This is a genomic window from Bradyrhizobium sp. AT1, assembly GCF_001590795.1.
In the GTDB taxonomy this organism is placed as follows: domain Bacteria; phylum Pseudomonadota; class Alphaproteobacteria; order Rhizobiales; family Xanthobacteraceae; genus Bradyrhizobium.
In genome coordinates, this window is the sequence record NZ_JXDL01000001.1 from 2,052,160 (window position 1) to 2,073,210 (window position 21,051).

18 protein-coding genes and 1 pseudogene are annotated in these 21,051 nt (G+C 64.7%); 10 read left to right on the plus strand and 9 right to left on the minus strand.

Annotated features, from left to right (window positions below; translation table 11 throughout):
• Positions 1-462: 462 nt before the first annotated feature.
• The 4 genes from SE92_RS09940 to SE92_RS09955 all read left to right on the plus strand — a co-directional run bounded on the left by SE92_RS09940 (position 463) and on the right by SE92_RS09955 (position 4,969).
• Entirely contained in the window at positions 463-2,340 is a 1,878-nt protein-coding gene (locus SE92_RS09940; protein ID WP_245324513.1) for a PAS domain-containing sensor histidine kinase, read from the plus strand.
• The gene (locus SE92_RS09945) at positions 2,337-3,008 is read left to right on the plus strand and encodes a response regulator transcription factor (RefSeq protein WP_063195540.1); all 672 of its coding nucleotides are present in this window, start codon (positions 2,337-2,339) and stop codon (positions 3,006-3,008) included. The genes SE92_RS09940 and SE92_RS09945 overlap by 4 nt, the downstream gene beginning before the upstream one ends.
• Positions 3,009-3,108: 100 nt before the next feature.
• Positions 3,109-3,486 carry a response regulator transcription factor gene (locus SE92_RS09950; RefSeq protein WP_063195541.1) on the plus strand — a complete coding sequence of 126 codons (378 nt, stop codon included), beginning with the start codon at positions 3,109-3,111 and terminating at the stop codon, positions 3,484-3,486.
• 472 nt (positions 3,487-3,958) lie between these two features.
• Entirely contained in the window at positions 3,959-4,969 is a 1,011-nt protein-coding gene (locus tag SE92_RS09955) for a helix-turn-helix domain-containing protein (protein WP_063195542.1), read from the plus strand.
• A gap of 417 nt (positions 4,970-5,386) precedes the next feature.
• Here SE92_RS09955 and SE92_RS09960 read toward each other — a convergent pair whose 3' ends face one another.
• A complete protein-coding gene (locus SE92_RS09960; protein ID WP_063195543.1) occupies positions 5,387-6,175 on the minus strand; it encodes an alpha/beta hydrolase in 789 nt (262 codons plus the stop codon).
• Positions 6,176-6,434: 259 nt separating this feature from the next.
• Between SE92_RS09960 and SE92_RS09965 the strand changes: the two genes are divergently transcribed.
• Entirely contained in the window at positions 6,435-6,776 is a 342-nt protein-coding gene (locus SE92_RS09965) for a hypothetical protein (protein WP_063195544.1), read from the plus strand.
• Between the two features lie 252 nt (positions 6,777-7,028).
• Here the strand turns inward: SE92_RS09965 and SE92_RS09970 are convergent, their stop codons facing one another.
• Complete coding sequence (locus SE92_RS09970) at positions 7,029-7,409, minus strand: hypothetical protein (RefSeq protein ID WP_157095281.1); 381 nt, start codon at positions 7,407-7,409, stop codon at positions 7,029-7,031.
• Between the two features lie 53 nt (positions 7,410-7,462).
• On the opposite strand from SE92_RS09970, the gene SE92_RS09975 reads away from it, so the two are divergent.
• The 4 genes and pseudogenes from SE92_RS09975 to SE92_RS34905 form a co-directional block, all read left to right on the plus strand.
• Positions 7,463-8,635 (plus strand): efflux RND transporter periplasmic adaptor subunit, encoded by a 1,173-nt coding sequence (locus SE92_RS09975; protein WP_063195545.1) that lies wholly within the window; start codon positions 7,463-7,465, stop codon positions 8,633-8,635.
• Positions 8,632-11,775 carry an efflux RND transporter permease subunit gene (locus tag SE92_RS09980; RefSeq protein WP_063195546.1) on the plus strand — a complete coding sequence of 1,048 codons (3,144 nt, stop codon included), beginning with the start codon at positions 8,632-8,634 and terminating at the stop codon, positions 11,773-11,775. The genes SE92_RS09975 and SE92_RS09980 overlap by 4 nt, the downstream gene beginning before the upstream one ends.
• A complete protein-coding gene (locus SE92_RS09985) occupies positions 11,762-12,178 on the plus strand; it encodes a thioesterase family protein (protein ID WP_063195547.1) in 417 nt (138 codons plus the stop codon). The genes SE92_RS09980 and SE92_RS09985 overlap by 14 nt, the downstream gene beginning before the upstream one ends.
• A 21-nt stretch (positions 12,179-12,199) precedes the next feature.
• Positions 12,200-12,454, plus strand: a pseudogene (locus SE92_RS34905) (ATP-binding protein); the annotation flags it as partial.
• Here the strand turns inward: SE92_RS34905 and SE92_RS09990 are convergent.
• Complete coding sequence (locus SE92_RS09990) at positions 12,404-14,692, minus strand: FdhF/YdeP family oxidoreductase (protein ID WP_063195548.1); 2,289 nt, start codon at positions 14,690-14,692, stop codon at positions 12,404-12,406. The pseudogene SE92_RS34905 and the gene SE92_RS09990 sit on opposite strands and share 51 nt — an antisense overlap.
• Before the next feature lie 236 nt (positions 14,693-14,928).
• On the opposite strand from SE92_RS09990, the gene SE92_RS09995 reads away from it, so the two are divergent.
• A complete protein-coding gene (locus tag SE92_RS09995) occupies positions 14,929-16,176 on the plus strand; it encodes an oxalate decarboxylase family bicupin (RefSeq protein WP_063195549.1) in 1,248 nt (415 codons plus the stop codon).
• Positions 16,177-16,257: 81 nt separating this feature from the next.
• Here the strand turns inward: SE92_RS09995 and cydB are convergent, their stop codons facing one another.
• The 6 genes from cydB to SE92_RS10020 form a co-directional block, all read right to left on the minus strand.
• A complete protein-coding gene (cydB, locus tag SE92_RS10000) occupies positions 16,258-17,244 on the minus strand; it encodes a cytochrome d ubiquinol oxidase subunit II (protein ID WP_063195550.1) in 987 nt (328 codons plus the stop codon).
• A 2-nt stretch (positions 17,245-17,246) separates the two neighbouring features.
• Positions 17,247-18,656, minus strand: coding sequence for a cytochrome ubiquinol oxidase subunit I (locus SE92_RS10005; protein ID WP_063195551.1), 1,410 nt, complete (start codon positions 18,654-18,656; stop codon positions 17,247-17,249).
• 15 nt (positions 18,657-18,671) lie between these two features.
• On the minus strand, positions 18,672-18,800 hold the full coding sequence (locus tag SE92_RS37355) for a hypothetical protein (RefSeq protein ID WP_283806762.1): 129 nt from the start codon (positions 18,798-18,800) through the stop codon (positions 18,672-18,674).
• Between the two features lie 128 nt (positions 18,801-18,928).
• Positions 18,929-19,591 carry a YoaK family protein gene (locus tag SE92_RS10010; RefSeq protein WP_245324516.1) on the minus strand — a complete coding sequence of 221 codons (663 nt, stop codon included), beginning with the start codon at positions 19,589-19,591 and terminating at the stop codon, positions 18,929-18,931.
• A 22-nt stretch (positions 19,592-19,613) separates the two neighbouring features.
• Complete coding sequence (gene fdhD, locus SE92_RS10015; RefSeq protein WP_084251783.1) at positions 19,614-20,447, minus strand: formate dehydrogenase accessory sulfurtransferase FdhD; 834 nt, start codon at positions 20,445-20,447, stop codon at positions 19,614-19,616.
• A gap of 79 nt (positions 20,448-20,526) precedes the next feature.
• Complete coding sequence (locus SE92_RS10020) at positions 20,527-21,027, minus strand: Dps family protein (protein ID WP_063195554.1); 501 nt, start codon at positions 21,025-21,027, stop codon at positions 20,527-20,529.
• Between the last annotated feature and the right edge of the window lie 24 nt (positions 21,028-21,051).

Sequence of the window (21,051 nt, forward strand, 5' to 3'; positions counted from 1 at the left end):
CGAATCTCCTTGTCCCAGTTCGCAGCGGCAAGGCCATGCCGGCTTGCCCGAATGCGATGGGACCAGAGTAGTTCGGCGATCCGCACGCTCCATTCTACGCGCGGGTGCATGGATAAGGTCTCGGGTTAGCCGTACCATACGTTGGTATGATCACGGCTCAGGGGAGCTTGACCGGAACCTCATCGTCTGCGTCCGAGCCCGGACCTCCTGGCGGCTCGAGACATCTGCGGTAAGTTGTCACGGCCTCGACCGGCGCGATCACGGAAAGCCTTGTTCTCAAGGCAAATCCGCGCGCCTGCGCCCGCGGGCGGCCTCAAAATTTCAGGAGGTCTTCCAAGAGAGCACGAAAATCACCTGGCCTTATGTTGTGATCGCGATCAAATCGCGGCATCAACGCGCCTGGAATGAGAGCAATCAGCGCCTGCGACGATGACGAACCTTGATCGGCCTACGGGTTCATCCATGAGCCGCGTCGGCTGGCGGTTGTGGTCCGCCGTCCTTGCCTTCGTGGTCTTCATGATTGACGTGCTGACACCGCTCGAAGGCGCGGTCGCAGTTCTCTATGTCGTCGCGATTCTGCTTGCGGCGAGGACGAACCGGCGCAACGACATCATCGTCGCCGCCGGCGGCTGCAGCACGCTGACCATCGTCGCCTTCCTGCTATCGCATGATCTGGAGGCGTTCACCTCGCCTACCCTTCGCGCCCTGATGAGTCTCGCTGCGATCGGGATCACGACCCTTCTGGTGCTGCAAAATCACGCATCGACGACGCGGCTTGCGGCACAGGCGCGCCTGCTCAATCTCTCGCACGACATGATCTTCGTCAGGGATCGCGGCGGCATAATCACGTTCTGGAACAACACCGCGGAACAGACCTATGGTTGGTCGGTGGACGAGGCGCTCGGGCAACTCGCCGACAGGCTGCTGCGGACCAGCTATCCCGACCGGCGGGAGGCCATCGAGGCCAGCCTGCTCGATACCGGGCGATGGGAAGGCAGGGTGCAGCAGCGGACGAAGGCCGGCGCCGTGCTCACCGTCGACGCCAGATGGGCCCTCCAATACGACCATCTCGGCAAACCCGGCGCGGTGCTCGAAACGCATACCGATGTCACCGATCGGGTAGCGGCGCACAACGCGCTGGTGCAGAGCGAGCACCGATACCGTCGGATGTTCGACGCGAGCCGGATCGGCGTGGTCGAGGAGGACTGGAGCGAACTGCGGGCGGCACTTGATTCGCTGCGGATCGAAGGACTGGATTTGCGCGACCATCTGACAAAGAACCCCGATTTCGTCGCTCATGCCCGCCGGCTCGCCAGGATCACGGACGTCAATCCGGCCATGCAGAAGATGGCGGGCGCAAGCGGCTCTGCGGCCTTTATCGAGAACGTGCACAGGCTGCTGGGCGATCATGATCGCAGTTTTGTCGACGCGCTGGTCGCATTCGCGAAAGGGCAGCAGTTCCACGAAGGGGAGACCGAGCTCGTGCGGCTGGACGGGCGCAAGGTGCCCGTGCTGTTCACGATCACCTTTCCGCCCGACCCCGACGGAGACCACAACGTGCTCGTGTTCGTCGTCGACATCACCGAGCGCAGGCACGCGCAGGATGCGCTGCTCGCGGCGCAGGCCGAGCTCGCCCACGCTGCGCGCGTCGCCACCCTCGGCGAGCTCAGCGCCTCCATTGCGCACGAGGTGAATCAGCCGCTGGCGGCGATCGTCACCAGCGGCGAGGCCGGCTTGCGGTGGCTGCGGCGCGACGTCCCCGACCTCAAGGAGGTTGCGACGACCATCGGCCATGTCGTTGCCCAGGGTCGCCGTGCCAGCGAAATCGTGACCCGCATCCGGACCTTCCTGAAGAAGGCTCCGCCTCAGCAGGATATGCTGGAGATCGGCGAAGTGATCGAGGAGGCGACGGCCCTTGTCGCGCGCGAGCTCGCCAAGGACGACGTCGCCCTGACGGTCGAAGCGCAGCAGGGCCTGCCGCCGGTTCGCGGCGACCGGATTCAGCTGCAGCAGGTCCTGGTCAACCTTCTGGTCAATGCCGGCCAAGCCATGTCGGGCCGACCAGGTTCCCGCACCGTCACGCTGCGCGCCGGCATCCTGGACAGCGAAACCCTCGCGATCACGGTGCAGGACAGCGGCCCGGGCATCAACCCGGATGACCTGCCACGCCTGTTCGACCCATTCTTCACGAGGAAGGAGGGCGGAATGGGCATGGGGCTTGCGATCTGCCGAACCACGGTGGAAGCTCACGGCGGCCAATTGTCGGTGACGAGCACCCCGGGCTCGGGAGCGATCTTCCACTTGACACTGCCACACAGCAAACAACACACCTTGCCATGATACGACCAAATCAGGCCCCGCCGCCGGCGCCCCCCTCCAGTGCGACTGTCATCATCGTCGATGACGATACGGGCATCCGCACCTCGCTCGACAGTCTGTTCCGCTCGGTCGGCCTCGAGACGCGCCTGTTCGGCTCGCCGGCGGAGCTCCTTGGGGGCTCGCTGCCCGACGGGCCCGGCTGCATCGTGCTGGACGTCCGCCTGCCAGGCGTGAGCGGGCTCGATCTGCAGAGCCAGCTCGTCCGGCAGGGCATCAGCCACCCGATCATCTTCATGACGGGCCATGGAGACATCCCGATGTCGGTGCGCGCCATGAAAGCCGGCGCCGTCGATTTCCTTTCCAAGCCGTTTCGCGACCAGGATATGCTCGACGCCGTGACGGCCGCGCTCGAGCGCGACGCGCAACATCGCACCGAAGCCGCAGCCAAGGAGGATATCCGCGCCCAGTACGAAACGCTGACCGCGCGCGAACGCGAGGTGATGGGCCATGTCACCGCCGGCCTGATGAACAAGCAGGTCGCCGCCCTGATCGGACTGAGCGAGATCACGGTCAAGATCCACCGCGGGAACGTCATGCGAAAGATGGGGGTCAGGTCGCTGGCCGACCTCGTCCGCAAGGCCGAGGCGCTCGGGACATCCCAAACCCGCAGGACTACGGACCAAACCTGAGTATAGTTTCGGCGGTCCCGCCTCCGAGGCATAAGGCGCCATCGGCCGTGCAAAGGGAGATGCCCTCCTTGCGGAACACCGCGGTCAGGATTGTGTGCCAATGGCCAAGACCCCGGTGATCGCGATCGTAGACGACGACGAAGGCGTTCGCACCTCGCTTGCGAGCCTCGTGCGATCGCTGGGCTACGATGCCCGTGCCTACGAGTCTGGCGTGGATTTCCTGCGAAAGCCGCCTGAAGACGACCCGGCCTGCATGATCGCCGACGTCCAGATGCCCGTCATCACCGGCGACGAACTTCAGGCCCGCTTGATCGCCTCCGGCCGGCGCTTTCCGATCATCTTCATGACGGCATTTCCGAGCGACTCGGTGCGCCAGCGCGTGATGGCGGCGGGCGCGCATTGCTATCTCGGCAAGCCTTCCAGCGGCGACGAGATCATCCGTTGCCTCGAAGAGGCGCTGGCCGGCCAGACGCCGTAGTCCAGCGTCCGTTTCGCGCTACGGCTCAGCGGGCCATCTTGGTTTCCTCGAAATAGCTGTTCGGCGCGGGCGATCCGCCGCGCGCAAACTGCCTGCAGGCCGTGAACCAGCAGCGCCCCGAGACGCAAGCGATTTCCTATTCGCACGAATCCGCAGTTCCCCCGGCACAGACGATCGCGCCGGGCCTCGCCCCCGGCATTGACGCCACGGCGCGCCTGACCTGAATCAGGGCCTGCGCCCGACCGTCTGGGCCGGTAGCACCGACATCGGGTCTCACAGCGCATCCGTATGATTCCGCTCAGCTTAATCAGGCTGTCCGGCGATTGTGGCCCGCTCGCATTTGCAAAATCTAATACCGCTTCAGCATCCTTAACGGGCCCTGCGGTGATATCGCACCTATCGTTCAAGCATCGACCAAACGCCCTCGGCAGCCGTCAAGACGGCACCGGAATTCAAGACAAGGGGACGAACGATGCTCACAGACATGCAAGCGGCCGGCGCCAGGACGACGTATCGACCCACCCGCCGCGAACCCGCCTGGCCGCGCGAGACCCGCGCCTTCCCGCTTGAACGGAGCTGGCGTCAGCTGTCCGAGGCGGCCCGCAGCGCGTCCGACGACATCATGATCTCGCGCTGGACCAGCCCACAAACGGGCATGAGCCACGAAGATGCGACGACACCCGCGGACCAATACTTCTTCGGCATCGCCTTGAAGACGACCCGCGCCAGGCTGACCAGAGGCCGTCGCACCATCTTCGACGGCGTCATGCCGGTTGGCACGCTGTATATCGGCGCGCCGTCGCAGCAGCTCAGTGCGCAATTCAGCACGCCCTGCGATTTCCTCCACTTCCACGTTTCCGCCAGCAACTATTTTCCGCCCCGGCGGCCTGGAGCTGGATATGCCCTTTCCGAAGACCTCAACGACCTCATCCTGCTTCGCGACCCCTTTGCCGAACAGCTCGCAAAAGCGCTGACCGAACGCGGCCACTCGGCCGACCCGGACTTCGCACGGTGTATCGGCCAGACGCTGGCCATGCACCTTGCCCGGCGCGAGCTGCCGCCCGCGCGCGTAAATGCCCTGCCGAAATGGCGGCTGCGGCGCGTCGAGGAATATGTCGGGATGCACTTCGAGCACCATATCAGCCTGTCCGAACTCGCCGAGGTCGCAGGTCTGTCCCGGATGCATTTCGCAGCCCAGTTTCGCGCTGCGACTGGATATCGGCCGCGCGAGTATCTGCTGCATCAGCGCATCGAGCGTGCGAAATCGCTGCTGGCGAATTCAAAGATGCCTCTCGTCGAGGTGGCGCTGACCGTCGGATTCTCCACCCAGGCGCATTTCTCCACCGTCTTCAAGCGGATCACGGATGACACGCCCGCACGCTGGCGCTGCGCCTGCCGGAATGCTTCGGCTTCGCTGAGGCGGCCCGAGCCGGTTTCGACATCCAAGTTCGTGGCTCACGTGATGCCCACTGATTTCCCGTGACGCATGCGAAATGACAAACAGTCGGGGGTTCTTGAAATACTTGTGCGACCGGATCGGCGATGATGTGCGTGCTAGGTGACTGAGCCCCCCCAAGTCACCGCTCGAGCCTTCCTCCTCCCTGGGCTAACGAGCATCTTGGGGCCGTCCTCCCCCAAGGGACGGCCCCTTTTTTTCGAGAAGACGGCTCGAGCCAGGCGTCGAGACTAACAAGGGCGTGGACACCCTTAGGCCCCCTGAAATCATCCAGCGCGCGGGCCGGCTCGCTTCATCGTGGTGACGCTCCAGTTCAGAACAGTGCTGCCCGTCTGGATCGCGCTCATGATTGTCCTCCGGATCGTGCAATCAGGTCGGCGGAAGTGCTGTCGCTTCCGCCGACCTTCGTTTTGCCGATCGTGCGTCAGAACCGGCAAAAGGGTTTCAGCGCGTCGCGGGCTGCTGCTGGATGCTCCGCGCGGCGCGTGCGATGACGGCCGCCACTTCCTTCGGATGGGACTCGTAGACCGAGTGGCTGGCGCCGGGGATCACGGTGGTCTGGCTCTTGGCGCGCTCGTAATACCAGCGCTCGAGATCCGGACTGATGATCTGGTCGCCGCCGGCGACGATTCCCCAGCTCGGCTTAGTCTTCCACGCAGCCGCCGTCAGCGGCGTGCTGAACACCTGCGCCGCGGCAGGAACCTGGGAGCGCGCAACGAACTCGGCGCGCTCGCGCGGCAGATCCGGCGCAAACAGCTTCGGGAATTGCACGGGATCGAGATAGGTGAACTTGTCGGGCGTGATCTTGATGACGCCTTCGGTCTTGCCGAGCACACTCGGCGTCTTCTTGCCCAGAGCGGATTCGTCCTCGCCGACGTCGGGAGCGTGCGCCGCGACGTAGACCAGACCGGCGACGTTCGGATGAACGCCGGCTTCGGTGATGATCGAGCCGCCATAACTGTGGCCGACGAGGAGCGTCGGGCCGTCCTGGAGATCGAGAATCCGCTTTGCCGCCGTGACATCGTCGGCGAACGACGTTTCGGGCTCCTGCACCATCGTGACGCGGAAGCCCTCCTTCGTCAGGATTTCGTAAACCGGCTTCCAGCCGGACGCGTCCACCCAGGCGCCGTGCACGAGGACGATGTTCTTCAGGGGCTCCGCGCGCACCGGGGTGACGGTCGCGAACAGGGAAAGAGCGGCAGCGAAGGCGAGGCCAGCGTTGAGGGTTTTCATGTCGGGATCACTCCGGGTTGGAATGACGCGACACTAGTCGTCGCCGCTCGCCTGGGTATTTCGGCAAATAACTGTCATTGCCACTTCGCACGCCGGTCCATCCTAACCGACGACCACGTCAATGCATGCTGAAATCCCTGACATGATCTCTCGCAAGCGTGAACGGCCGGCGTTCATACGCGAAAGACGTTCGATGCGTGCTCTGTCATTCACGACAACGTTTCCGACGTCAGTCGAAATCTGAGCATAGGATCGAACAATGTCATTCATCGCGAAGTGCCGGATCGCCTGCTTCATGCTCTCGTGCGCAACAGTCCCCGCGCATGCGCGAGCCTGCGCGGACGACATCGCGCAAGCGCAGGCCCAGCTGGATCTTGCCATCGAGAAGGACGCAGGCTCCCATGGCTGGAAGCCGGAGAGTCTCAACGCGCTGCGCAGCCATCAGCCGACGCCCCGCTCGCTCGCGCGAGCCGAGGGCGGCAAGGACACCGGCTTCATAGAGGCGCTCGATTCGCTCGACCGCGCACGAGCGGCCGATCGCAACGGCGACGCCGCCACGTGCAGCCGGGAGATCGCACGCGTGCGGGCTGTCCTGAGATAGCAGGCCGTTTCGGGAGCGACTGGTGACGCGGCAACGTGGTCGTGCCGCCGGAGAGCAAGGCGTGCGTTCTGGAAATACCGGCTCGATCGCAACTTTCTAGCGTCGATGCAAGTCAGATGGAGTATCCTCCATGCGCAAACAGCACTCATCAAGCAAGACCGCCGCACGCAGGTCGCCGCCACGCCGACTATTCCGGACCAATCTGGTGCTTGCGACCGGCATGCTGTGGCTGGTCCCGGGCGCAGCCATCGCTCAGACAACAGTACCGGGACTGCAGCCGCCTGCCGGCATGCTCGCGACGTCGCCGCTCAACCCGCAATCCACGCGGCCCGTGGGGATTCCGCTGGGATCGACCGAGATCGCAACGCCCGGCATCTCTCCGATCAATCCAATGCAGAGCATGATGGGCTGTCCTCCATCGAGCGACAGCGCGTCATCAGGCGCGTTGTTCGACGGCGGCGGGCTCTCCGGCCCCTCATCGACCGATTGCACGGGCAGCAGCATCGCTGCCTCGCCCCTGCCCTCGACCTCGACGGTTGGGCGCGTCGGAATCCCGCTGGGCTCGACCGAGATCGGCAGCGCCGGAATCAGTCCGACCGTGCCGGTACCCGGCCCCACTTCCACAGTCGACATGCCCCCAATCGTCGGCTCCGGCAATCCCTGAGATCAAGAAGGACGATCACACCGTGAAGCGGAACCTCACCATTGCGCTCGTAACGCTCGTCGTGATCCTCGGCGGCGCAGGCTTCTGGTTTCTCGGCATCGACCGGAAGGCGGCCGTGACGGCCACGCCGTTGCCCGCCGCAGTCCCCGTGGTCGCCGCGACCGTCACGGGCAAGGACGTTCCGATCTATCTACGCGGCATCGGCACGGTGATCGCCTACAACACCGACGTGGTGCGAAGCCAGATTCAAGGACAGATCGTCAAGATCGCCTTCACCGAAGGACAGACGGTGAAGGCCGGCGACCTGCTCGCCCAGATCGATCCACGGCCCTACGAAGCACAGATCGAGCAGCTGACCGCCAATCGCGACAGGGACCAGGCGCAGCTCGCCAATGCCGAGGCCAATCTCTCCCGCTACAATCAGCTCGGCGACAAGGGCTATGCGACCCCGCAGCTGATCGAGACGCAGACCGCGCAGGTGGCGCAGCTCAAGGCCGCCGTGAAGGCGGACCAGGCCCAGATCGACGAGGCCAATGTCCAGCTCAGCTACACGCGCCTGACGTCGGCGATTCCCGGCATCACCGGCGTTCGCCAGATCGACGTCGGCAACGTCATTCACCCGACCGATCCCAACGGCCTCGTCGTCGTCACTCAGATCGAGCCGATCTCGCTGCTGTTCACCCTGCCGCAAACGGACCTCCCCGTGATCCAGCAGCACGCCGCAAAGGGCGAGCTGAAGGTCATCGCCTACAGCCAGGACAACAAGATGAAGCTCGGTGAGGGCACGCTGCTGCTGGTCAACAACGAGATCGCAGGGACCACCGGCACCGTCCAGCTCAAGGCGGTGTTTGCGAACCAAGAACATCGGCTCTGGCCGGGCCAGCTGGTGAACGCACGCCTGCTGCTCGAGATTCAGAAGGATGCGCTCACCGTCGCCGGCTCGGCCGTGCAACAAGGCCCGAATGGCAGCTATGTCTATGTCGTCGCCAAGGACCAGACGGTCGCCCTGCGGCCCGTCCACGTCGCGCAGATCAGCGACGGACAGGCCCTGATCGACCAGGGGCTGAAACCGGGCGACGTCGTCGTGGTCGACGGCCAGTATCGCCTGGCGGAAGGCAGCCGCGTTCATGAGCTGCACGGCAAGGCCGCGCGTGAAGCCGACCTGCAGAGCGCCGTGCAGGATGCGATCCCATGAACCTTTCCGCGCCCTTCATCCTGCGGCCGATCGCAACCGCACTGTTGATGGCCGGCGTGCTGCTGTGCGGCCTTGCGGCCTATCCGCTGCTGCCTGTCGGTGCGCTGCCGAACGTCAACTATCCGACCATCCAGATCTCGGCGCAACTGCCCGGCGCCGATCCCGGCACCATCGCCTCCTCGCTCGCCACGCCGCTCGAGCAGCAACTCAGCCAGATCCCCGGCATCACGCAGCTCACCTCGTCAAGTGCGCTCGGCGTGGCACAGCTCACGGTGCAGTTCGAGCTAACGCGCACAGTGGACAGCGCGGCGGTAGACGTGCTCGCCGCGATCAATGCCGCTAGCCCCTTCCTGCCGCCGAACATCCCCTACCCGCCGACGATCAGGAAGGTGAATCCGGCGGAGACGCCGATCATGCTGCTCGCGCTGACGTCGGACTCGCTGCCGCTCACCACGGTCGACGCCTATGCAGAGAATATCCTGCTGCCGAAGATATCGCAGGTTCCCGGCGTCGGTCTCGTCGGCATCGGCGGACAGCAGAAGCCCGCGATCCGCATCCGCGTCAATCCGCAGGCGCTTGCCGCCCGCGGCATCGGCCTCGAAGACGTCCGCAACGTCATCGCTGGCGCCAATGTCGACCTGCCCAAGGGCACGCTGAACAGTCCGCGTGTCACCTACACCCTGAACACCAACGACCAGCTGTTGAAGCCCGCGGCCTATGACGATCTCATCATCGCCTATCGCAACGGCTCGCCGGTGCGGATACGCGACGTCGGGACGGCGATCGAGGCGCCCGAAAACGATCTCCTGGCCGGCTGGTACGGCAAGGAGCGGGCCATCATCCTCGCAGTCCAGCGGGTGCCCGGCGCCAACGTCATCGAGACGGTCGACCGCATCAAGAAATTGCTGCCGCAACTGCAGGCCTCCGTTCCGCCCGCGATCAAGGTGACGGTCGCTGCCGATCGCACCGCCACCATCCGCGCCGCGGTCTCCGACGTCCAGTTCACGCTGCTGCTGACGGTCGCGCTCGTGGTGATGGTCATATTCCTGTTCCTGCGGAATTTCTGGGCTACCCTCATCCCGGCAATCACGGTTCCGCTGGCGCTGATCGGAACGTTCGCGGTCCTCTACGTGCTCGGCTACAGCCTCGACAACCTCTCGCTGATGGCGCTGTCGATCGCCGTCGGCTTCGTGGTCGACGATGCCGTCGTCGTCATCGAGAACATCGTGCGCCACCTCGAGCAGGGCATGACACCGCTGGAGGCCGCGCTCAAAGGCTCCAGTGAGATCGGCTTCACGATCGTCTCGATCACGCTGTCGCTGATCGCGGTGTTCATTCCGCTGTTCCTGATGGGCGGCTATGTCGGCAAGCTGTTCCAGGAATTCGCCGTTACGATCACCGCCTCGCTGCTGCTCTCACTGATCATCTCGCTCACCCTGACGCCGATGATGTGCGCGCGCCTCTTGAAGGACCATTCACGAAGGAAGCACGGCCGGGTCTATCTGCTGTTCGAGCGAGGCTTCGATGCCCTGCTCGCGCTCTACGCGCGGGGCCTTCGCGTCGTGCTTCGCCATCGTTTCGCGACGCTGCTGGTCATGCTCTCGACCATCGCGCTGACGGGCTACCTCTATGTGATCATCCCGAAGGGATTCTTCCCGCAGCAGGACACCGGACAGATCGTCGGCATCACCGAGGCCGCCCAGGACATCTCCTTCCCGGCAATGTCCGAACGCCAGCAGGCGATCGTCGGCATCCTTTCGAAAGACCCCGCGATCCAGTCGGTGGCGAGCTATATCGGTCCGGGCGGACCGACGGCAACGCTCAACCAGGGGCGCATCTTCATCGTCCTGAAGCCCAAGCCGGAGCGCAAGGCCAGCGCCGACCAGATCATCGCGCGGCTGGGGCCAAAGCTGGCCCACATCCAGGGCATCACGCTCTACATGCAGGCGGCACAGGACATCACGATCGGCGCGCGCCTGTCGAAAACGCAATATCAGTACACGTTGACGGACGCCGATTCCAGCGAGCTCACCCATTGGTCGGCGATCTTCCTGGATAAGCTCCGCGCGCTCGACCTCATCACCGACGTCGCAAGCGACCAGGCCAATGCCGGCCCGCGTCTGGAGGTCACCGTCAATCGCGAGGTCGCCTCGAGCTTCGGCATCTTGCCCACCACGATCGACAATGCGCTCGACGATGCCTTCGGCCAGCGCATCGTCTCCACCATGTTCACTTCGCTGAACCAGTACCACGTCGTGATGGAGGTCGATCCGCGCTTTCAGTACGGGCCCGAGGCGCTCAAGGACATCTACCTGAACTCGTCGACCGGCCAGCAGGTCCCGCTGAGCACACTGGTCCACGCCGTCATCAAGCCGGCGCCGATCCTGATCAATCACCAGAGCCTGTTTCCTTCGGTGACGATCTCGTTCAACCTGAAGCCCGGCGTTGCGCTGGGCGATGCCGTGGCGGCGATCCAGAAGATCGAGACGGAAACCAACAAGCCCGCCTCGTTGTCGACCTCGTTCCAGGGCAACGCGCAGGCCTTTCAGTCCTCACTGCGAGGCACACCGCTGCTGATCGGGGCGGCGCTGATCGTGATCTACATCATCCTCGGCGTGCTCTACGAAAGCCTGATCCATCCCATCACGATCCTGTCGACGCTGCCCTCGGCGGGCATCGGCGCCCTGCTGCTGCTGCTGGCCGTCCACACGGATCTCAGCGTCATCGCCATTATCGGCATCATTCTCCTGATCGGCATCGTCAAGAAGAACGGCATCATGCTGGTCGATTTCGCCCTCGAGGTGGAGCGCCAGCAGGGGCTCAGTCCGGAACAGGCGATCTACCAGGCCTGCACATTGCGCTTCCGCCCGATCCTGATGACCACGATGGCGGCGCTGCTGGGCGGTGTGCCGCTGATGATCGGCAGCGGGACCGGCGCGGAGCTGCGCCAGCCGCTCGGCTACACGATCGTCGGCGGCCTGATGCTGTCGCAGGTGCTGACGCTCTACACCACGCCGGTGGTCTATCTCTATCTCGACCGGCTCAGCAACTGGATCACCGGGCGCGCGCCGCACGCAGATGCGCCCTCCAACCCCTCCACGACCGAGGCAGAGACGGGACTGAGCCATGAATCCGCTTGAGAAGGTGACCGCCGGCGCGACGGCGGAGAAGCTGGTGACCGTCACACCCGAGATGACGGTCGGCCATGTGGTCCCGGGAATGCCGGCAGTCTACGGCACGCCGACGATGATCCTGCACATGGAGATGGCCGCCGGATCGGCGGTTGCGCCGCTTCTGCCGGCGGGCCATGTCAGCGTCGGAATGATGGTCAATGTCCGCCACCTGGCGGCGACACCCGTCGGCCGCTCGGTGCGCGCGATCGCCCGCGTCGTCGCGGTCGAAGCCAGGAGCGTCCTGTTCGAGGTCGAGGCCTGGGACGGCGACCGCAAGATCGGCGACGGCACCCATCGGCGCGGTGTTGTCGACGTGGCCGAGTTCGAGCGGCGCTTCGGCGTGACAAGACCAGCCATTGAGATGGCCTAGTCGTCCGATCGGAGTTTCGTGCGTTTTCGGCAAAGGTGCCGCGAAAACGCAAAAGAGGAGCTTCGGCAGATGGGACTTTCCATTTGCCGCTCGATCGTCGAAGCCCATGGAGGCCGGATCGGCGCGGAGCGCAGCGCCGCCCATGGGGGCGCCCGCTTCTGGTTCACCCTGCCGACATCCGTGGCGACGGATTGGCAACAATCCGGTCTTCCGGCGATGCTTCAATTACTCGGTGCCAGCCGAGCGCACCAGGCGGATCGGCACGCCCTTGTATGAGGGCGTGAAGCTGACGGGGTCACGGGCGTACAGCGGCACCAGCGGATTGGTCTCCGGATAGTACGCCGCACAGCAGCCGGCCGGAAAGGAATAGGCCACGACGCGGAAGTTGCGCACGATCCGCTCGGCGCCGTCGGTCGAGGCGGTGATCAGGTCGACGCGATCGCCGTCGGCAAGCCCACGCTTCTTCAACTCGCATTCGTCGAGGAACACCACGTCGCGCTGGCCGAACACGCCGCGATATCGATCGGACATCGAGTAGAGCGTGGTGTTGTACTGGTCATGGCTGCGTATGGTGGTGAGCCACAGGACATCGTCGTCACTCAGCGGCGGATCCTCGCCGCAGCCCGGAAACACCAGGAAATTCGCCCTGCCCGACGGCGTCGCCCAGATGCGTTCGCGCGCCGTCGAAGTGAGATGGAATCCGCCGGGGACGCGGATGCGGGAGTTGTAGCCCTGGAAGATCGGGAACACCGCCTCGATCGCATCGCGGATGCGGTCGTAATCGGCGACGAACGCGTCCCAATCCACCACCGTGCGCCCGCCCAGCGTCGCCTTGGCGACGCCGGCGATGATCGCGATCTCGCTGAGCAGGTGCTCCGACGCCGGCTTGTTGCGTCCGCCGGACGCATGCACCATCGACATCGAATCTTCCACCGTGATCGACTGCGGTCCCGTCTCCTGGACGTCGATCTCGGTGCGGCCGAGACACGGCAGGATCAGGGCGGCGCGGCCGTGGATCAGGTGGCTGCGGTTGAGCTTGGTCGAGACGTGGACGGTGAGATCGAGCTTGCCGAGCGCCGCCCGGGTCGCCTGCCAGTCCGGAATGGCCGCGGCGAAATTGCCGCCCATCGCGAAGAAGGCCTTCACTTCGCCGCGGATCATCGCTTCCAGCGCCGTCACCACGTTATGTCCCGGCGCGGCCGGCGGCTTGAAGCCGAAGCGTTGCTCGAGGCGGTCGAGGAAGTCCGCCTTGGGAACCTCCGTAATACCCACGGTGCGATCGCCCTGCACGTTGGAATGACCGCGAACCGGGCAGACGCCGGCGCCCTTGCGCCCGACATTGCCGCGCAACAGAGCAAGGTTCGCGATCTGCTGGACGTTGCTCGCGCCGCGCCAGTGCTGGGTGACGCCCATGCCGTAGACGAGGATGGCCCGCTCCGCTTTCATATAGGCGCCGGCCGCATATTCCATGTCTTCGCGCGTCAGGCCGGACTGACGTTCGATATCGGGCCATTGCGTGCGCTTAAGGTCGTCGATCAAAGCCTCGACGCCGAGCGTGTGGCCGCGGATGAAATCCCAGTCCAGAATCTCCGGCTGCTCAGCCGCGCGGGCGGACTCGTCCGCCTCGACCAGTATCTTCATGATCCCCTTGAGGACGGCGACGTCGCCACCGACCCGCACCTGGAACAGCTTCGAGCTGATCGTCGTCGACGACAGCGTGATCATCTCGACCGGGCTCTGCGGCGCCTGGAAGCGCTCCAGCGCCCGCTCGCGGAACGGATTGAACGAGATGATGGAGGCGCCGCGGCGCGCCGCATTGCGCAGGCTCGTCATCATCCGCGGGCTGTTGGTGCCCGGATTCTGGCCGAAGATGAAGATGCAATCGGCCTTGTCGAAATCCTCCAGCAGCACGGTGCCCTTGCCGACGCCGAGCGAGTGCGGCAGACCGACGCTGGTCGCCTCGTGGCACATGTTCGAGCAGTCGGGGAAATTGTTGGTGCCGTATTCGCGCACGAACAGCTGATAGAGGAAGGCGGCCTCGTTCGAGGTCCGCCCCGAGGTGTAGAACTCCGCCATGTTCGGATCAGGCAGCGCCTGGAGCTCGCGCCCGATCGTCTCGAACGCATCGCTCCATTGCACCGGGAGATAGCGGTCGGATGCGGCATCGTAGGCCATCGGGTGGGTGAGCCGGCCGACCATTTCGAGCTCGTAGTCGCTCCAGCCCGCAAGCTCGGTGACGGTATGTTCGGCGAAGAATTCCGGCGTGCAGCGCTTCGATGTCGCCTCCCAGGCGACCGCCTTGCCGCCATTCTCGCAGAACTCGAACGACGATGTGTGCTTCGGATCGGGCCAGGCGCAACCCGGACAATCGAAGCCCTCCGGCTGGTTCATCCGGCGCAGGGTCGCCGCGCCCTTCAGCGGCACTCCCTGCAGCAGCAGAGCCTCGCCGAGCGCCTTGAGCGCACCCCAGCCGCCGGCGGGTTCACGATAGGGACGAACCGATTTCGTGGTCATTTCGATGTCTCTCAATATGACAATTCCGGTGAGTTAAGGATCGCGCGGGCATCGCTGTCTTTTCAAAACGAAGGCAATTTTTCCGATTGCGTACGCTGAAACTGGCCGGTCCGTCCCAGTGCATTCCGACAAAAAGAGCGCTGTTCCCGGAAGCTGAACCGGAGACCGGAAACTAGGCTTCGTGGCCGGAGCCCAAGGAAGCGGAGGGCTTTGAACGATTTCAGGAGGAACCAGAGATGTTTTCGAGACGTGATCTACTGGCCGTGTCTGCGGCAGGCGCCGCCATGGTCGGCGCGAGTGCGCAGGCTGCAACCTTCGGCAATCCCGATGAGCCGCCGCAAGGCGCCATCAACGCCAGGAGCCCCGGAAGCCTGACCGATCCCGGTCCGCAGAATCCGGCATTGGCCAAGCAGTTTCCCTCGGTACAAACCCCGCCCGCAACCGACGTCGGCGGCCTGCCGATGGATTGGGCCTCGTTCAACAACGCGCCGAAGCGCATCCAGAATGGCGGCTGGGCTCGTCAAGTCACCGTCGAGGATTTCGCCATCTCCAAGGAGATCTCCGGCGTCAACATGCGCCTGGCCGCCGGCGGCATCCGCGAGCTGCACTGGCATCAGGCCGCCGAGTGGGCGATCATGACTTACGGCTCCTGCCGCATCACGGTGCTCGACACGCAGGGGCGCCCCTATGTCGGCGACCTCAAGGCCGGCGACCTCTGGTATTTTCCGGCGGGGGCGCCGCACTCGCTGCAAGGCCTCGGGCCCGACGGCTGCGAGTTCGTGATCTGCTTCGACGACGGCCACGCCAACGAGTTCAACACGCTGCTGGTGACGGACTGGCTTGCCCACACTCCGCCCGAGGTGCTGGCAAAGAATTTCGGCGTCCCGGCCGACACCTTCTCGAAGATTCCGCTGCACAATCTCTGGATCTTCCAGGGGACGGTGCCCGGCGATCTCGCCGCCGATCGCGCCGCGATCACCAGGAACGCAGAAGCCCCGCCCTATCCCTTCATTTATTCGCTCGGCAGCTCGGCCCCGCTCAAGGAGAGTGCCGCCGGAAGTATCCGCGTCGCCGACAGCAGCAACTTCAAGGTCGCCACCACCATCGCCGCGGCACTGGTGACGATGCCGCCGGGCGCGGTGCGGGAGATGCACTGGCACCCGAATGCCGACGAGTGGCAGTATTACATCAAGGGCAAGGCGCGGATGACCGTGTTCGACACCGGTCCCAACGCGCTGACCACCGATTTCTCGGCCGGCGACATCGGCTATGTCCGACGCAACCTCGGTCACTATGTCGAGAACGTCGGAGATACCGAGCTGCAGTTCATCGGTGTGTTCCGTGCACCCCGCTACGAAGAGGTCTCGCTCTCCAACTGGCTGACGCACACGCCGCCCAAGCTGGTGGCCCAGCATTTCAACATCGACGAGAAGCTGGTCGCGCAATGGCCGGTCAATGGCCCCGGCGTCATGCCCAAGACCTGAACAAGGACGTCAAGTGTCCCGAACGAGAAAGGCGCCGAAGCCGGCGCCTTTCCTTTGCTCCGCTGTTCGCACCTGCAGCCGTCAGTCGTAATCCGCCGCCATGTCCGTCTTGCCGCGAAAGACGCGATAACCCACGGCGACATAAAGCAGCATCAGCGGAAACACGAACAGGCCGGCACCCCAGAACATGAAGGCGAGGCTTGCGCGGGGCGCCGCCGCCTCGTCTATCGTCACGACGAACGGGATCATGTAGGGCCAGAACGACAAGGCAAGCGTGCCGAAGGCCGACGCAAAGATCAGCGCCACCATGTGGAACGGCCAGTAATCGTCCCCGCGCAGGATACTGGTGGCGAGCATTGCGGCGGCGCCGGCGCCGATGAGGGGAAACGCGAACAGATAGGGTCGCTCGGTCCATCGGCGCAGGATTGGCAGATGCTCGACGAGGGCATGCGCGAAGACCACCACAAGGAAAGCCAGCACAGCGACCGCGAGCAACGGGATCTGACGCCGCGTCGCTTCGCGGACCGGGCCCTCGCACTTTCGCACGAGCCAGCATGCACCGAGCAGCGCGTAGCCGAAGCACAGGCCGATCCCGCACAGGACCGAAAAGCCGGTGAGCCAGCCGAATGTTCCGCCGGTATATTCACCGTTGGAGAACTGCAGTCCCTCGACGAGCGCTCCGACCATCGCGCCTTGCATGAAGCTGGCGGCAAATGATCCCATTGTGAAGCTGACGTCCCACACCCGGCGCGAACGCGAGGCCTTGCCGCGAAATTCGAACGCGACACCGCGCAGGATCAATCCCAGCAGCATCACCACGACCGGGATGTAAAGAGCAGGCATCAGCATGGAATAGACCAGGGGGAACGCACCCCACATGATCACGCCGGTGACGACGAGCCAGGTCTCGTTGCCGTCCCAGACCGGAGCGATCGTGCGCAGCATCTCCGCACGCCTCGCCTCGCCGTCAGCGAGGCCGAACAGCATCCCGACGCCGAGATCGAACCCGTCCAGCAGAAGATAGATCAGAATGCTGATGGCCAGCAGCGCAACCCAGAACATCACCATGTCTATTCTCCCGCTTCGAGACTGCCGTGCAAAGCCGGCCCCCCGTCGGCGAGCGACATCGGCCGGTTGGGGACGGGAACGTGCAGGGGCTTGCCGCCGAGCCCGGCCGGCCCGGCGCGCAGCAGCCGGTAGATGTAGTAGGTCCCGAACGAGAAGATGAACGCGTAGACCGCAACGAACAGGATCAGCGAAACCGTCGCTGCCGCCGCCGTCAGGGATGGCGTCACGGCATCGGCGGTTCGCAATACGCCATAGATCGTCCAGGGCTGGCGGCCGACCTCCGCGGTGTACCAGCCGGTCAGGATCGCGATCCATGGCAGCGGGAAGCTGAGGAAGATGCCCCACAGCAGCAACCGGTTCCGATCGAGCCGATGCTTGAGGCCAAGCCAGGTCCCGAGCCAGGCGAGCCCGAGCATCACGAGGCCGCAGCCGACCATGATGCGGAACGCAAAGAACGGGATTACGACCGGCGGCCGGTCCTGCGGCGCGAAGCTGGTCAGCCCGACCTCCTTCGACGTCAGGCTCATGCTGCCGATGACGCTGCCGAGCACCGGAATCGACAGGGCATATCTGTTCGACTCGGTGCTCGGATCGGGGATCGCGATCAGCACCTCCGAGGCCGGCTGCTCGTCGTGCCAGCGCGCCTCGATCGCCGCAAACTTGGCCGGCTGATAATCGTGGACGTAGTCACCGACGAGATGCCCGATCAGGAGCTGGACCGGCAGCAGCACCGCCGCAAGCGCGAGGCCCATCCGCAGCATGACGTGAGCTTCCGCGCGATAGGCCCGCCGCAGCAGATACCACGCGCCGGTTGCGGCCACGCAGAACGCGCCGGTGAGGTAGGACGCCAGCAGCATGTGCGGAAAGCGGACCCAGACCACCCGGTTGAAGATGATCTGGACCCAGTCGCTGGGGACGAACTGGCCGTTTTGCAGGACGTAGCCGGTCGGCACCTGCATCCAGCTGTTGTTGACCATGATCCAGAACGCCGAAAGCGTCGTTCCCAGCGCGACCATCGCGGTCGAGAACAGGTAGAACCACGGCGGCACCCGGGGACGACCGAAGATGAGGATACCGAAAAAGCCCGCCTCCAGCATGAAGGCGGTGAATGTCTCGTAGGAGAGCAGCGGCCCCTGGATCGGGCCCGACATCCGCGACAACACGCTCCAGTTCGTTCCGAACTGAAACGCCATCACCACGCCCGAGACCACGCCCATGCCGAAGGCCACGCCGAAGATCTTCAGCCAGAACTCGAACAGGATGCGGTAGACCGGCTTGCCGGTGTGCTGGTGCATCGCTTCGAGCACCGTGAGCCAGGCGGCCAGCCCGATCGTGAACGCGGGAAAGATGATATGGAACGAGATGGTGAAGGCGAATTGCAGCCGCGACAGGAGGAGAGCCGTCGGATCCATCGGACAAGCTCCCGTTCAGCGGCGTTCTGCCAGCACACGTGCGGCCGGCTGCGGACCGTCGTCGATCTCGGGCACTGCAGCGGTTGCCGCGCCAATGGCCTTCGCATTATCCAGGCTATCGGTCTCGTTGCGGACGTCGTTCATCCCTCGCCCCCCATGGCAGTCGATGCCGGACGCATGTTTGCGGCAATGAACGAAAGTGTACGGACCGCATGGCCCGCACGCTTCCGCGAACGAACGTTCTTTTGCCGAATGGCATGGACGCCTTGGCTTCAGCGCGGATGGCCTGGCCGGCGGCAGAGCCAGAGAACGCACGCAGAGCAGGCAATCGGCAGAGCGAGGCTCCACGTTCCCAGCCACCTCGTCACGCAGCCGCCGAGGGCGGCTCCGAGCAGGAACATCAGGCACAGCACGAGCATCGTTCCGGCGCCGCGCGCCGCATCGCGATCAGAGCCGGCAACGACCTGGTCGATCGCGCGAAGCATGTTTCCGGTGACGGTGACCGAGAGATATTTCCAATGGCCGACCTGCCTGAAGCTCGCCGATTGCAGCGCGACGCCGAACGAGAGGACGAGAATCGTGATCTCGTCGGGAACATGATGAAGCAGCAGCATCGCCGCAGCCAGACACAGGATCTCCCCGACGAGGCAGCCCAGAATCGCCCGGCTGCGAACCGCCACCAGCGAGCCCAGGATGAAGGCTGCAAGCGGAAGCAGATGGTGATGCATGCGCTGCCACTGCCCGGACTGCGCATCGATCCCGAGAAAGACGACGTTGCCGGTCTGCGAGCTCGCGAACACGCCGAGCGAGAGCCACGTATATGCGTCGAGGAAGCCGCCTGACAGGCTCAGCAGGGAAGCAACCAGCAACGATCGTTCCGGAGCCTGGACCTCGATGCGCGCGCCGGCCAATTGATCCGGTGATACGGCTTGCATCGCCATTGTCGCAGCCCCGAGATCAGCAGCCGGCATGCGGCGCGGCCTGTTCGGGCAGCAGCACGCGACGCGGATGCGTGAAGACGCCGTATCCGTCGTCGCGGGCGACGGCGAGCAGCGTGATACCCGCCTCGTTCGCGGTCTGGATGGCGAGCGCGGTCGGCGCGGAAACCGCGACGACGACCGGCGCGCCGATCATGGCTGCCTTCTGCACCATTTCCACCGAAACGCGGCTGGTCAGCAGCACGGCGCCGTCGCGGGCCGAGCTGCCGTCGCGGACGATGGCACCGGCGAGCTTGTCGAGCGCGTTGTGTCGGCCGACGTCCTCCCTGACCAGTGTTATGCCGGTGCGGGGACGCCAGAACGCGGCCGCGTGAACGGACCTCGTCTGCTGGTTCAAGGTCTGAAGCGGAGACAACGCCTGCATGGCGCTCAGCAGGTCCCGCGCATGAAAGGCAACGACGCTCCCCTCGACCCGCGAGGGCGTGCGGCGCGCCTGTTCGAGGCTTTCAATGCCGCACAGCCCGCACCCGACCGGTCCGCGGATCGCGCGGCGCCGCGCGGCGAGTACCGCCGCGCGATCGCCATCGAGCCACATGCGCACCTCCATGCCGAGCTCGTTCGAGATCAGCTCGATGCTCCGGATCTCGCTCGCGCTGCCGATGATGGCCTCGGTGATGCTGAAGCCGACCCCGAAATCCTCGAGATCGGCCGGCGTCCCCATCATCACGGCATGGGTCGAGCCGTTGTAGGTGAGCGCGATGGCGCTTTCCTCGGCGACCAACCGCGAGGTCGATGTCGCCCGGCCGCCTCGCCAGGCGATCTCGCGATGCCGCGTGAATGTAGAGCCCATCATCACGGCTCAGGCCCTCGCCGACCGGGCCGACTGCCGTAAGGCCCGGCGGCGCCTGCCGGCTTCATTGCGCATCCGCTGCCTACGCATTTGGACCGCTCCGCCCGGTCTCGTAGAGGAACCAGATCCGCCGCTCGGTCTCGTCGATCCAGTTTTCCAGCACGCTTGCGGTGGCGACGTCACCATATTCGTCGCAGAGCTCGTGGACGCGGCGCATCTCCCGCGTCAGCTGTTGATTGTCGCTGCGCAGTTCGGCCAGCATGTCCTGCGGATCGACATAGTCCGCGTCGTTGTCGAGAATGCGCTGCTCGCGCGCGATATGCCCGATCGACCGCAACGTCGTTCCCCCGATCTTGCGCGCCCGCTCGGCAATGTCGTCGGTCATGGCGAAGATCTGCTCGGCCTGTTCGTCGAGCAGGAGATGATAATCGCGGAAGTGCCGGCCCGACACGTGCCAATGGAAGTTCTTGGTCTTCAGATAGAGCGCAAACACGTCTGCCAGCAGCGCCCTCAGGGCAGCGGGAATGTCCCGGTTCGCATTGGTCCCGAGATCCGTCGGGGTTTGGATATCTGCCTTGGTCATTGTCGTTATCCTTGCTTGGGGGTT

Excerpts from the sequence above, each read along its gene's own strand:
- SE92_RS10010 (WP_245324516.1), bottom strand. The coding sequence starts at position 19,591 with ATGCAAGCCGTATCACCGGATCAATTGGCCGGCGCGCGCATCGAGGTC.
- SE92_RS09960 (WP_063195543.1), bottom strand. The coding sequence starts at position 6,175 with ATGAAAACCCTCAACGCTGGCCTCGCCTTCGCTGCCGCTCTTTCCCTG.
- fdhD (WP_084251783.1), bottom strand. The coding sequence starts at position 20,447 with ATGATGGGCTCTACATTCACGCGGCATCGCGAGATCGCCTGGCGAGGC.
- SE92_RS09985 (WP_063195547.1), top strand. The coding sequence starts at position 11,762 with ATGAATCCGCTTGAGAAGGTGACCGCCGGCGCGACGGCGGAGAAGCTG.
- SE92_RS09980 (WP_063195546.1), top strand. The coding sequence starts at position 8,632 with ATGAACCTTTCCGCGCCCTTCATCCTGCGGCCGATCGCAACCGCACTG.
- SE92_RS09955 (WP_063195542.1), top strand. The coding sequence starts at position 3,959 with ATGCTCACAGACATGCAAGCGGCCGGCGCCAGGACGACGTATCGACCC.
- SE92_RS09950 (WP_063195541.1), top strand. The coding sequence starts at position 3,109 with ATGGCCAAGACCCCGGTGATCGCGATCGTAGACGACGACGAAGGCGTT.
- SE92_RS37355 (WP_283806762.1), bottom strand. The coding sequence starts at position 18,800 with ATGAACGACGTCCGCAACGAGACCGATAGCCTGGATAATGCGAAGGCC.
- cydB (WP_063195550.1), bottom strand. The coding sequence starts at position 17,244 with ATGGTGATGTTCTGGGTTGCGCTGCTGGCCATCAGCATTCTGATCTAT.
- SE92_RS09995 (WP_063195549.1), top strand. The coding sequence starts at position 14,929 with ATGTTTTCGAGACGTGATCTACTGGCCGTGTCTGCGGCAGGCGCCGCC.
- SE92_RS10005 (WP_063195551.1), bottom strand. The coding sequence starts at position 18,656 with ATGGATCCGACGGCTCTCCTCCTGTCGCGGCTGCAATTCGCCTTCACC.
- SE92_RS09940 (WP_245324513.1), top strand. The coding sequence starts at position 463 with ATGAGCCGCGTCGGCTGGCGGTTGTGGTCCGCCGTCCTTGCCTTCGTG.
- SE92_RS09970 (WP_157095281.1), bottom strand. The coding sequence starts at position 7,409 with ATGTCGACTGTGGAAGTGGGGCCGGGTACCGGCACGGTCGGACTGATT.
- SE92_RS09945 (WP_063195540.1), top strand. The coding sequence starts at position 2,337 with ATGATACGACCAAATCAGGCCCCGCCGCCGGCGCCCCCCTCCAGTGCG.
- SE92_RS10020 (WP_063195554.1), bottom strand. The coding sequence starts at position 21,027 with ATGACCAAGGCAGATATCCAAACCCCGACGGATCTCGGGACCAATGCG.
- SE92_RS09965 (WP_063195544.1), top strand. The coding sequence starts at position 6,435 with ATGTCATTCATCGCGAAGTGCCGGATCGCCTGCTTCATGCTCTCGTGC.
- SE92_RS09990 (WP_063195548.1), bottom strand. The coding sequence starts at position 14,692 with ATGACCACGAAATCGGTTCGTCCCTATCGTGAACCCGCCGGCGGCTGG.